Below are 11,749 nucleotides of genomic sequence, written 5' to 3'. Positions count from 1 at the left end.
GTTCAGCCGATCCGGCGCAGGCGCCGGCGCGCCAGCAGCAACGCGACCACGGTCACCACCGGCAGCACCAGCAGGTGGCCGGCGAGGCTGCCCACCGCCGGCAGCCCGACCACCGGCAACGCCAGCTGCGCCAGGTGCCAGGTCGGCCACAGCGGTGCCATCGTCGAGAACAGCTGAGGCAGTGCCGACAGCGGCAACCACAGGCCCGACAGCAAGGCCAGCGGCAGATAAACCAGATTGACCATCGCCGGCGCCGCACTGGCACTGACATGGCTGCCGATCAGCAGACCGATCGCTCCGAGCGGCAGTGCTGCCAGACCCGCCACCGCCAGCAGCTGCACCATCTGCAACGCCTGCAGCTGCACGCCACCGAGCACACGCGCCACGCCTATCAGCAGCAACGCCACCAGCAGCGCGAACATCACCGCCATCGCCAGCCGTGCCAGCAGCGGTGCCGCCGCCGGCATCGGCAGCGCGCGCTTGAGGGTCAGCAGGCCGCCTTCGCGATCCAGCGCCAGCTGCACGCCGAAGCCGAACAGCGCTGGAGCCATCGCACCGAACACGCAGTAGGTGGCCAGCAGGTACAGCGGCGCATGCCCGCGCCCGAGCAGCACGCCGAACAGTAGATAGAACAGCACCGGAAACAGCAGCGAGGGCACCGCGAACGCCGGCGTGCGCCAGGCCCGGCGCAGTTCGGCCAGCAGTTCGGCGCGGTACGGGCGCAGGGCCTGGCGCCATGCAGGCAGCGGCAACCTGGCGGTGCGGACAAGGGTGTTCATGCGGCCTCCCGGGTCATGTCGAGGAAGGCGTCGGCCAGCGCCGCGCCCTGTACTTCCAGCTCGCGCAGCTGCGCGTCGGCGGCCAGCAGACGCGCCACCACCGGCTCGGCCGGGCTCGCCAGCATCTGCAGATGCTCACCGTCGCGCTGCACCTGCTGCACGCCCGGCCATTGCCGTACGTCCTCAATGGGCAACCCACTGCGGCAACGGATGCGGCGCGGGCGGTCGGCCAGGCGCAGCTCGCTCAACGGTGCGTCGGCCAGTACCCGGCCCTGCTCCAGCACCACCACCTGCTGCGCCAGCGCTTCGGCTTCCTCCAGGTAATGGGTGGTCAGCAGCACACCACAGCCTTCGGCCACCAGCTGCCGGATCGCCTGCCACATCGCCTGCCGCGCCTGGATGTCCAGGCCGGTGGTGGGCTCGTCCAGGAACAGTACGCGTGGCCGCCCACACAGCGCGATGGCGAACTGCACGCAGCGCTGCTGGCCGCCGGACAGCTGGCCGTAGCGGCGGCGCGCGAGCGCCTGCAGGCCGGCGCGCTGCAGTACCTCCTGCAGCGGCATCGGGTCGGGGTAGCAGGCACTGGCCTGTGCCACCAGTTCGTCCACCTGCAGCATCGGCGGCAGGCTGGTGCTCTGCAGCATCACGCCCAGGCCGAGACGGCTGGTCCGCTGCTGCGGGTCGCCGCCGAGTAGTTCGACCTGCCCGCCATCGGCGCGGCGCAGGCCCAACAACACGCTGATCGCGGTACTCTTGCCGGCACCGTTGCGGCCCAGCAGCGCCAGCACCTGGCCAGCGCGTACCTGCAGGTCGATGCCATGCAGGGCGGTATGGTCGCGGTAACGCACCTGCACCTGCTGCAGGCGGGCCAGCGACGGGGCGATCGTATCCATGTGCGGTACCGGTAGCGGGGACGTTGCCATCCTGTGCCGCCGTGGTCACATTTCGCAGTTGCCGCCGTCAATGACATCGGATGACAGCTGTCACTGCCATCGCCGATGCACCTGCCTTCATGCTGTGCCGCACGCTCCACCGCCGGAACCGCCGCTGCCTGCCCTTCCGGTCACACCCGCCCGAACGCCTGTGATGGAACGAATGAACGCTTCTGCCGAGCTGTTGAAGGAACTCCGTATCGACCGCAAGTCGCCGCCGCCCGCCTCCAGTGGCGGCAGTGGTGGCCGCCGCTGGCTGTGGATCGCCGTGGCCGTGATCATCGTGCTGCTGGCCGGTGGTGCATTCGCACTGTTCGGCCGCGCGCCCACCGTGGAAGTGGACACCGCGCCGGCGGTGGCCATCCAACAGGGCAGCGCCAGCAGTTCGGTGCTCGACGCCAGCGGCTACGTGGTCGCCCGGCGCATGGCCACGGTGTCGGCCAAGATCACCGGCAAGGTTCGCGAGGTGATGATCGAGGAAGGCATGCGCGTGGAGCAGGGCCAGATCATGGCCACGCTGGACCCGATCGATGCCGACGCGCAGCGCAGCCTGTACGCCTCGCAGCTGCAGGCCGCACGCAGCCAGGTGGCCGGACTGGAAGCACAGCAGAAGCAGGCCGCCGCTGAAGCCGGCCGCCTGCAGGCACTGGTCGGCCAGCAGCTGGTGTCGCGCTCACAGTACGACCAGGCGGTGGCCCAGCGCGACAGCCTGCGTGCACAGCTGGACACCGCACAGCGCAACGTCAAGGTGGCCAACGACCAGCTGGCCATCGCCGACCTGGGCGTGGACAACAACATCGTGCGCGCGCCGTTCTCCGGCGTGGTCACCGCCAAGGCTGCGCAGCCCGGCGAGATCGTCTCGCCGCTGTCGGCCGGTGGTGGCTTCACCCGTACCGGCATCGGCACCATCGTCGACATGGAATCGCTGGAGATCGAAGTCGAGGTCGGCGAAGCCTTCATCGGCCGCGTGCAGCCGAAGATGCCGGTGGAAGCCACGCTCAACGCCTATCCGGAATGGAAGATTCCGGGTGAGGTGATCGCCATCATCCCCACCGCCGACCGCGGCAAGGCCACGGTGAAGGTACGCGTGGCGCTGAAGGTGAAGGACCCGCGCATCGTGCCGGAGATGGGCGTGCGGGTCAGCTTCCTGGAACAGGCACAGCCGCAGACCGAAGCCAAGCCGCAGGGCGTGCGCGTTCCGGCTACTGCGGTGGTCGAGCGTGAGGGCGCGTCGGTGGCCTTCGCACTGGGCGATGACAACCGCGTGCAGCAGCGCACGGTCGAGGCGGGCCAGGCGATGGGCAAGGACCGCCAGATCCTCAAGGGCGTGAGCGCAGGGGAGTCGGTGGTGGTCAACCCGCCGGACACCCTGCGCGACGGCACCAGGGTCAAGCAGAAGCAAGCGCAGTAACGGCCCGGCGCCCGCATGGCGCCACCGGCAGTACCGCTGGAAAGCACCACTGTTCGACGCGTGCCGGCCGTTGGCCGGGACGCATCCCCGTTTCCCGCCTTTCGTGGAGAACCACCCATGTCGACCCTGGTTTCACTGCGCAACATCACCAAGACCTACCAGCGTGGCCCCGAAAAGGTGCAGGTGCTGCACGGCATCGACCTGGATATCGCCAGCGGCGATTTCGTCGCGCTGATGGGCCCGTCCGGTTCCGGCAAGACCACCCTGCTCAACCTGATCGGCGGCCTGGACAACCCCAGCGGCGGCGAGATCAGCATCGAAGGCGAGCGCATCGACCAGATGAGCGGCGGCCAGCTGTCGACGTGGCGCAGCCACCATGTCGGCTTCGTGTTCCAGTTCTACAACCTGATGCCGATGCTGACCGCGCAGAAGAACGTGGAACTGCCGCTGCTGCTGACCCACCTCAGCGCGGCGCAGCGCAAGCGCAATGCCGAGATCGCGCTGACCCTGGTCGGCCTGGCCGACCGCCGCAGCCATCGCCCCAACGAACTGTCCGGCGGCCAGCAGCAGCGCGTGGCGATCGCCCGCGCGATCGTCTCCGACCCGACCTTCCTGATCTGCGACGAACCTACCGGCGATCTTGACCGCCAGTCCGCCGAAGAGATCCTGGGCCTGCTGCAGCAGCTCAACCGCGAACACGGCAAGACCATCATCATGGTCACCCATGACCCGAAGGCTGCCGAGTACGCCACCCACACGGTGCACCTGGACAAGGGCGAGCTGGCCGACGCGCCGCTGGCCCACTGACGGAGGCCACAGCGATGAAATACTTCTCGTTGGTCTGGGCGCAGCTGTTCCGCAGCCGCACCCGCACCCTGTTGACCCTGCTGTCGGTGGTGGCCGCGTTCCTGCTGTTCGGCATGCTCGACTCGGTGCGCGTGGCGTTCTCGTCCGGTGGCAGCGTGGAAGGTGCCAACCGGTTGGTGGTGGCTTCGCGCCTGTCGATCACCCAGTCGCTGCCGATCCGCCTGGAAACGCAGATCCGCCAGGTCAGCGGCGTGCGCGATGTCACCTACGGCATGTGGTTCGGCGGCATCTACCAGGACCCGAAGAACTTCTTCCCCAACTTCTCGGTGGCGCCCAACTACTTCGATGTCTACCGCGAGCTGCAGATCGACCCGGCGCAGCTGCAGGACTGGCAGCAGACCCGTACCGGCGCGATCGTCGGCGAGACGCTGGCCAAGCAGTTCGGCTGGAAGATCGGCGACACCATCCCGCTGCAGGCCACCATCTTCCCGCGTGGCGGCAGCAACGACTGGCCGCTGGAACTGAAGGGCATCTACCGCTCGAAGGATCGCGCACTGGCGGCCAATGAAGAACGCCAGTTGATGATGAACTGGAAGTACTTCGATGAGTCCAACGACTACATCAAGAACCAGGTGAGCTGGTACACGGTGACGCTGGACAACCCGGAGCAGTCGTCAAGGGTGGCGCAGGCCATCGATGCGATCTCGGCCAACTCCGACCACGAAACCAAGACCCAGACCGAATCGGCGTTCCAGCAGGCGTTCGTGAAACAGTTCGCCGACATCGGCATGATCGTCACCTCGATCATGGGCGCGGTGTTCTTCACCCTGCTGCTGTTGACCGGCAACACCATGGCGCAGGCGGTGCGCGAGCGCGTTCCGGAACTGGCCACGCTGAAGACGCTGGGCTTCAAGGACAGCACGGTACTGACCCTGGTGATGGTCGAATCGGTGCTGCTGATCGGCCTCGGTGGACTGCTCGGCATGGGCCTGGCGGCGCTGATCCTGCCGGCCATCAGCCCCAAGAGCATGGGCATGCTGCCGCCGCACGTACCGACGCCGACCTGGCTGGTGGGCATCGTCCTGATCGTGGTGATCGGCATCGTGGTCGGGCTGCTGCCCGCACTGCGCGCCAAGCGCCTGAAGATCGTCGACGCGCTCGCCGGCCGCTGAAGAGGACACCGACATGAACAAGCTCAAGAAGTGGCTGGGGAACGCGGTGACCGTGGTGCTGCTGGTCATTGGCCTGGTGGTATGGATCAGCCTGCCGTGGATCGGCGTCGCCGCCATCGCGGTACTGCTGGGGCTGTGGCTGGCGCTCACCCGCAGTGGCCGGCTGGCCCTGGCCGCCACCCGCATCGGCATCGCCAGCCTGCCGCAGCGCTGGGGTGCCTCCTCGGTGATCGTGGTCGGCATCGCCGGTGTGGTCGGCGTGCTGGTGGCGATGCTGGCGATGGGCGAAGGCTTCCAGGCCACGCTCAACAACACCGGCGATGACACCACCGCCATCGTGCTGCGCGGCGGCTCGCAGGCCGAAACCAACTCAGTCATCACCCGCGAACAGGTGCCGACGTTGTCCACCCTGCCCGGCATCAGCCGCGATGCCGAAGGTCGGCCGCTGCTGTCACCGGAGCTGTCGCAGGTGGTCAACCTGGTGTCGAAGTCCGATGGCACCGACGTCAACGCGCAGTTCCGCGGCGTCGGCCCGCAGGCGTGGGCGGTGCATGACAAGGTAAAGATCGTCGAAGGCCGCACGTTCGCCACAGGCCTGCGCGAGATCGTGGTCGGCCAGGGCGCCAAGGGCCAGTTCCGCGATCTGGACGTTGGCAAGACGCTGACCCTGGGCAACCAGACCTGGACCGTGGTCGGTGTCTTCGCCACCGGCGATGCGCATGATTCGGAACTGTGGACCGACGCCGATACGTTGGCCACCACCTACCAGCGCAGTGCGTGGCAGTCGATCAGCGTGCGCACCGATGGCAAGGCCGGCTTCGAGCAGTTCAAGGCCGCCGTAGCCGCCGATCCGCGCCTGAAGCTGGACGTGGAGACCACCCGCGTCTACTACAGCAAGCAGGGTGGTGGATTGACCAAGTTGATCGACATCCTCGGCAAGGTGATCGGCACCATCATGGCCGTAGGCGCTGTGTTTGGTGCGCTCAACACCATGTATGCCGCCGTGGCCACGCGCGCACGCGAGATCGCCACGATGCGGGCAATCGGCTTCCGCGGCCTGCCGGTGGTGACTGCAGTGATGCTGGAAACAATGCTGCTTGCACTGCTGGGTGGCCTGCTGGGCTGTGCGGTGGCGTGGCTGCTGTTCAATGGCTACAGCGTGTCCACCATCGGCAGCAACTTCAGCGCGGTGGTGTTCAAGTTCCATGTGTCGCCGGAACTGCTGTGGACGGGCCTGAAATGGGCGCTGGGCATCGGCCTGGTCGGCGGCCTGTTCCCGGCGCTGCGTGCGGCACGATTGCCGATCACCACGGCGCTGCGCGAAACCTGAGCATCACGCAGCGACAGACTGCGCATCGTGCAGAGGGACGGAGCGAAGGCTCCGTCCCTTTTTCTTTGGTGGGTCAGATCCCTTCGCTACGCGAAGGGATCTGACCACGATCTGGGTGGTCGTCGCTACAGATTGCGTAGATACCGCCGCTACCGATGCCTCTGCCCGTCGCAAACGCAACGCGCGTGACGCTGCGCACAGTGCATCTGTGGATTGTTGGTTGCGATTCATTTTCGCGCACATTCGCGGCGCAGCGACAAACAGTTACGAATGGAAACAATCTAGAATCGCGCCCCCCACGTTGGTTTGCAGCACCCCACGCGCCCACAGAACGGGCGCATGTTTTTTCTGAAGCACGAGATTTCACGGATGTCCCTGAGAACCAATCCGCTGCGCAACGCGATCGTCATCGCGCTGGCCGCCAGCTGCACCACCCCCGCCTTCGCACAGAGCACCGGCGACGCCACAACCACTCTCGACCGCATCGAAATCACCGGCTCGCGCATCCGCCAGGCCAGTGTCGAGACCGCACAGCCGGTGATCGCGCTCAACCGCGCCGAGATCGAGAAGAAGGGCTACGTCAACGTCGCCGACATCCTGCAGGACATTCCCGCCGCAGGTTCGCCGAGCATGGGCCGCGCGTCTTCGCTGACCTCCTCGCGCGACTTCGGCGGCATGTACGTCAGCCTGCGCAACCTCGGCCCGGAACGCAGCCTGGTGCTGATCGACGGCCGCCGCATGGGCGTCAGCGCCGGCGGTTACTCCGACCTGGCCTCGATCCCGTCGGCCATCGTCGAGCGCGTGGAAGTGCTGACCGACGGTGCATCCGCTCTGTATGGCTCGGACGCGGTCGCCGGCGTGGTCAACATCATCACCCGCAAGAACTTCGATGGTGGCGAAGCCAGCGTCTACGTCGGACAGTACGGCCAGGGTGACGGCCAGAAGCGTTCCTACAGCGCCACCTTCGGCAAGACCTTCGACCGCGGCTGGTTCACCGTGGGTGCCGAGCGCACCAAGGAAGACGAAGTGCTGGGCAAGGATCGCGAGTTCAGCCGCTATCCCAACGGCCCGCGCCACCCGACCGACAACTTGAACGGCAATACCCCGTGGGGCTACGTCACCGTCGGTGGCAAGAACCTGACCGTGGGCCCGGGCGGCGATCCGAGCCAGAAGGGCAACTTCCACGCGCCGGATCCGGCCGATGGTGCCAACAGCAAGACCAACATGAGCCTGCTGACCGGCCTGGAGCGCACCTCGGTGTTCGCCAACGGTGGCTTCTCGATCACCGACGACCTGCGCATCGTCGCCGACGCGCTGTACAGCAAGCGCGAATCGACCAAGCAGCTGGCCGGCTACCCGTACTCGGTCAGCGCCGCCCAGGCGCGTAACGGCAGCCGTGCCGCCCTGTCCAAGGACAGTACGTTCAACCTGTGGGGCCAGGATGTGCTGTTCGCGCACCGCTCCGAGGAGCTGCCGCGCGGCACCGAGAACAATCTGGAGACCAAGCGCGCCAGCATCGGCCTGGAAGGCAGCTTCGAAACCGGTTCGCGGTACTGGGACTGGAACGTCAGCTACATGTACAACCGCAATGAAGGCGAGCGCATCGGTACCGGCAGCATGTACCAGCCGCACGTCAACCAGGCCGTCGGTCCGTCCTTCATGGACGGCAACGTGGCCCGCTGCGGCGCACCGGGTGCGGTGATCGCCGGCTGCGTGCCGTGGAACCCGGCTGCGCCGATGGGTTACACCGGCCCCGGCTCGCTGAGCAACCAGGACGTGCAGGACTACCTGTTTGCGCGCTTCGTCGACAAGATGAAGAGCACCACCAAGGTGGCCAGCGCCAACATCTCCGGTTCGCTGTTCACCCTGCCGGCCGGCGACATCATGGGCGCGATGGGCTTCGAGCACCGCAGCGAAGAGGCCAGCTACACCCCGGACATGCGGGTGCAGAAGGGCGAGATCGCCGGCACCACCGGCCAGCCGACCCGTGGCGACTACTCGCTCAACGAGGTCTACCTGGAGCTGCAGGTGCCGCTGCTGACCGATCTGCCGTTCGCGCGCGAACTGTCGCTGGACGTGGCCGGTCGCTACTCGGATTACAACAACTTCGGTTCGACCACCAACAGCAAGTTCGGCCTGAAGTGGAAGCCGATCGACAGCCTGCTGGTGCGCGCCACCTACGGCACCGGCTTCCGTGCGCCGACCGTGGATGACCTGTACGCTGGCACCGTCAGTACCCGCGATTCGTTCACCGATCCGTGCGATACCTCGTTCGGTACCGCTGCGACCAGCCCGACCGTTGCCGCCCGCTGCCAGGCGCTGAAGGTGCCGGCCAACTTCCGCCAGCTCAACAGCGATGGCACTGTTGCCACCAAGCCGGGCCAGCAGTCGACCGTCGACTTCAACTCCGGTTCCAACGCAGAGCTGAAGCCGGAAACCGCCAAGACCTGGACCGTGGGCCTGGTGTACAGCCCGGACTTCGTCGCCGGCCTGGATGTCAGCCTCGACTGGTGGAAGATCCGCATCAACAACGCCATTGTCTCCGAGACCGCCAACAGCATTCTCGAACAGTGCTACGTGCAGGGTTCGGATGCCGCGTGCGGCCGCTTCACCCGCGGCAGCAACGGCCAGGTCAACAGCCTGGACCGCTCGCTGGTCAATGCCGGTTTCCGCGAAACCGCCGGCTATGACATCAATGTGCGTTACCGCCTGCCGGAAACCACGTTCGGCCAGTTCGCCGTCAACTGGAACACCACCTACACCGACTACCTGAAGCAGCGCAACGACAACGCCGCGACCACGCCGGTGGAACAGCGCACCAGCTGGGGCGGCGAGTTCCGTGTCCGCTCGACCTTCAACCTGGATTGGCAGTACGGCGACTTCGGCATCGGCTGGACCGCGCGCTACTACTCCAGCATGAAGGAGAAGTGCTCGTACATGGACGAGTGCAACCTGCCGGGCTTCAGCTCGTCGTACACCAGCGCATCGCCGACCAACAAGGTGGGCTCCAACACCTTCCACGACCTGCAGGTGCGTTACAACCTGCCGTGGGACGGCACCGTGTCGCTGGGCGTGAACAACGTGTTCAACCACCAGGGTCCGATCATGTACAGCCAGCCGAACAGCAGCTTCACCTATTACGGTGGCTTCGACATCGGCCGCTTCATGTACATGAAGTACCAGCAGCGCTTCTAAGCCTGCAACCGCGTTCCCGCCACAGCCATCTCTCTCCTGGCTGTGGATGGAAGCAGAGCGGCGCCCTTCGGGGCGCCGCTCTTTTTTGGGGAGCGGGGTCGGATCCCTTCGCCCGCGAAGGGCTCTGGCCCCATGGCTTCGCCGGGCATGGCCCGGCGCTACCGCTTGGCGCGCATCGTGCGGATGTTGTCGCCGACAAACAGGATCAGGCCAGCCCATATCGCGGCAAAGCCGATCGCCTTGGCGGTATCGAACGCTTCGTGGAAGAAGAACACGCCCAGCAGCAGCTGCAGGCTCGGCGCGATGTACTGCAGGATGCCGACCAGCGACAGCGGAATGCGCTTCACGCCGTAGGCGAAACCGATCAGCGGCACCGCAGTGATCGCGCCGCCGAAGATCAGCAGCAGGTCGTTACGCCAGCCCCAGCCGTGGAAGAACGCGCCACCATGGCCGTTCTCTGCCCAGATCGCAAAGGCCAGCGCCGGCAGGAACAGGTACAGGCTTTCCACGCCCAGGCCGGCCACCGGATCGACCGAGACCAGCTTGCGCAACAGGCCATACAGGCCGAACGAACAGGCCAGGCCCAGCGCGATCCACGGCGGCGTGCCGGCATCGATGGTCAGCCAGGCCACACCCACCGCCGCCATTGCCACCGCCACCCACTGCAGTCGGCGCAGCCGCTCCTTCAGCACCAGTACGCCCAGCAGCACGTTCACCAGCGGATTGATGAAGTAGCCCAGGCTGGTCTCGATGACGTGGCCGGCATTGATCGCCCAGATGTACAGGCCCCAGTTGAAGGCAATGGTCAGGCTCGACACCAGCAGGATCGGCAGCGCGCGCGGCTGCGCGGCGATCTTCTGCCACCAGCCCAGCTTCGAACTGAGCAGAAGCCAGCCCAGCACCATCACCGTGCTCCAGATGATGCGGTGGGCGATGATCTGGAACGAGGGCACCTCGTTCAGCAGGTGCCAGTACACCGGCACCAGCCCCCAGATCACGAAGGTGGAGGCGGTGACCAGCAGGCCGCGGCGTTGTTCTTTCTCGTCCATGCTCATTTCTTTCGCGTCCTCGCCATCGTCAACACCACCACACCCAGAAGAATCACCGCCATGGCGAGGAAGTCCCGCCATCCAAAGCGTTCACCATTCAATGCGGCACCCAGCAGCACCGCGATCACGGGATTGACGTATGCATAGCTGCCGGCCAGCGCCGGGCGTACGTTCTGCAGCAGCCACACATAGGCGGTGAACGCCACGATGGACCCGAACACGCACAGGTAGGCCATCGCCAGCAGACCGCCGGTATCGGGCAGCGTGGTCGGCCGCTCGCCAACCGCCAGGCCGATCAGCACCAGCAGCACGCCGCCGCAGAGCATCTGACCGGCGGCGGTCATGAATGGGCCCGGCAGGTCCAGCCCGCGCGCCCACACCGAGCCGAACGCCCAGCCGATCGGCGCAATCAGCAGCAGCACCAGCCCGGTGGGCGAAGCGGTCAGGCTGCTGCCGGCATTGAGCCAGACCACGCCGACGAAGCCGACGGCGATGCCCAGCCATTCACCCTTGCTGGCGTGCTGGCCGCGCAGCGCCGAGAACAGCGCCATCCACAACGGCACCGAAGCCACCGCGGTGGCAGCCAGGCCCGAAGACACCTCGCGTTCGGCCAGTACCACCATGCCGTTGCCCAGCACCAGCATGGTCACGCCCATGATGACCAGGTTGCGCCACTGCCGCAGAGTCGGGTTCGGCATCTTCCAGAACAGGCGCAGGGCCAGGAACATCAGGCCACCGGCAATGATGAAGCGGCTGCCGGAGACCATCGTCAGCGGCAGCGCGCCGCCGTGCAGGGCCTTGGCGATACCCAGGTAGGTCGACCCCCAGACCACGTAGACCAGCAGCAGCGCCAACGCGACAAGGCCACCCCGGGGGGCAGCCGCAGACGGAACAGGGGGAGCCGACATGACGCACCAGAGGGGCCGGGGGAACGCGGATTCTAGGACGTTCGGCCGGCTGAAATAACCCCGGTTTTCAACACACTGCAACTCGGATGGGCGATCTTCCCGGGTGCCGGACGCGAAACGGCGTACGACGATTTAGCTATAGGCCCGTCTGGCGCCCGCTGTCACC

9 protein-coding genes are annotated in these 11,749 nt (G+C 66.5%); 5 read left to right on the top strand and 4 right to left on the bottom strand.

Annotated elements, in window-relative coordinates:
• Positions 1–2 precede the first annotated feature (2 nt).
• Both AC07M7_RS15360 and AC07M7_RS15355 read right to left on the bottom strand, forming a co-directional pair.
• Positions 3–779, bottom strand: coding sequence for an ABC transporter permease (locus tag AC07M7_RS15360; RefSeq protein ID WP_495207790.1), 777 nt, complete (start codon positions 777–779; stop codon positions 3–5).
• Positions 776–1,672: an ABC transporter ATP-binding protein gene (locus AC07M7_RS15355; RefSeq protein ID WP_136639126.1), complete on the bottom strand. Its 897-nt coding sequence runs from the start codon at positions 1,670–1,672 to the stop codon at positions 776–778. The genes AC07M7_RS15360 and AC07M7_RS15355 overlap by 4 nt, the downstream gene beginning before the upstream one ends.
• A 202-nt stretch (positions 1,673–1,874) precedes the next feature.
• Here AC07M7_RS15355 and AC07M7_RS15350 point away from each other — a divergent pair, with 202 nt between their 5' ends.
• From AC07M7_RS15350 to AC07M7_RS15330, 5 genes are all read left to right on the top strand, one after another.
• Positions 1,875–3,122: an efflux RND transporter periplasmic adaptor subunit gene (locus AC07M7_RS15350; protein WP_136639125.1), complete on the top strand. Its 1,248-nt coding sequence runs from the start codon at positions 1,875–1,877 to the stop codon at positions 3,120–3,122.
• 117 nt (positions 3,123–3,239) lie between these two features.
• The gene (locus AC07M7_RS15345) at positions 3,240–3,929 is read left to right on the top strand and encodes an ABC transporter ATP-binding protein (RefSeq protein ID WP_049435531.1); all 690 of its coding nucleotides are present in this window, start codon (positions 3,240–3,242) and stop codon (positions 3,927–3,929) included.
• Between the two features lie 14 nt (positions 3,930–3,943).
• Positions 3,944–5,101, top strand: coding sequence for an ABC transporter permease (locus tag AC07M7_RS15340; RefSeq protein ID WP_428709753.1), 1,158 nt, complete (start codon positions 3,944–3,946; stop codon positions 5,099–5,101).
• A 13-nt stretch (positions 5,102–5,114) separates the two neighbouring features.
• Positions 5,115–6,431, top strand: coding sequence for an ABC transporter permease (locus tag AC07M7_RS15335; protein ID WP_495207789.1), 1,317 nt, complete (start codon positions 5,115–5,117; stop codon positions 6,429–6,431).
• Between the two features lie 369 nt (positions 6,432–6,800).
• A complete protein-coding gene (locus AC07M7_RS15330; protein ID WP_426354786.1) occupies positions 6,801–9,626 on the top strand; it encodes a TonB-dependent receptor in 2,826 nt (941 codons plus the stop codon).
• Between the two features lie 158 nt (positions 9,627–9,784).
• Here AC07M7_RS15330 and rarD read toward each other — a convergent pair whose 3' ends face one another.
• Together rarD and yedA are read right to left on the bottom strand one after the other, a co-directional pair.
• Positions 9,785–10,681 (bottom strand): EamA family transporter, encoded by an 897-nt coding sequence (gene rarD, locus AC07M7_RS15325; RefSeq protein ID WP_495207788.1) that lies wholly within the window; start codon positions 10,679–10,681, stop codon positions 9,785–9,787.
• The gene (gene yedA / locus AC07M7_RS15320) at positions 10,678–11,583 is read right to left on the bottom strand and encodes a drug/metabolite exporter YedA (protein ID WP_012509785.1); all 906 of its coding nucleotides are present in this window, start codon (positions 11,581–11,583) and stop codon (positions 10,678–10,680) included. Before yedA ends, rarD begins: the two co-directional genes overlap by 4 nt.
• Positions 11,584–11,749 lie beyond the last annotated feature (166 nt).

The sequence above is a fragment of the Stenotrophomonas sp. GW821-FHT09E08 genome (genome assembly GCF_059416125.1).
Note: the sequence above shows the minus strand (reverse complement) of the source record. Positions and strands in the feature narration are given on the sequence as shown.

What these genes read in the sequence shown, in the direction of transcription:
- AC07M7_RS15360 (WP_495207790.1), bottom strand. Translation starts at nt 779, where the DNA reads ATGAACACCCTTGTCCGCACCGCCAGGTTGCCGCTGCCTGCATGGCGC.
- rarD (WP_495207788.1), bottom strand. Translation starts at nt 10,681, where the DNA reads ATGAGCATGGACGAGAAAGAACAACGCCGCGGCCTGCTGGTCACCGCC.
- AC07M7_RS15350 (WP_136639125.1), top strand. Translation starts at nt 1,875, where the DNA reads ATGAACGCTTCTGCCGAGCTGTTGAAGGAACTCCGTATCGACCGCAAG.
- AC07M7_RS15335 (WP_495207789.1), top strand. Translation starts at nt 5,115, where the DNA reads ATGAACAAGCTCAAGAAGTGGCTGGGGAACGCGGTGACCGTGGTGCTG.
- AC07M7_RS15345 (WP_049435531.1), top strand. Translation starts at nt 3,240, where the DNA reads ATGTCGACCCTGGTTTCACTGCGCAACATCACCAAGACCTACCAGCGT.
- AC07M7_RS15355 (WP_136639126.1), bottom strand. Translation starts at nt 1,672, where the DNA reads ATGGATACGATCGCCCCGTCGCTGGCCCGCCTGCAGCAGGTGCAGGTG.
- AC07M7_RS15330 (WP_426354786.1), top strand. Translation starts at nt 6,801, where the DNA reads ATGTCCCTGAGAACCAATCCGCTGCGCAACGCGATCGTCATCGCGCTG.
- yedA (WP_012509785.1), bottom strand. Translation starts at nt 11,583, where the DNA reads ATGTCGGCTCCCCCTGTTCCGTCTGCGGCTGCCCCCCGGGGTGGCCTT.
- AC07M7_RS15340 (WP_428709753.1), top strand. Translation starts at nt 3,944, where the DNA reads ATGAAATACTTCTCGTTGGTCTGGGCGCAGCTGTTCCGCAGCCGCACC.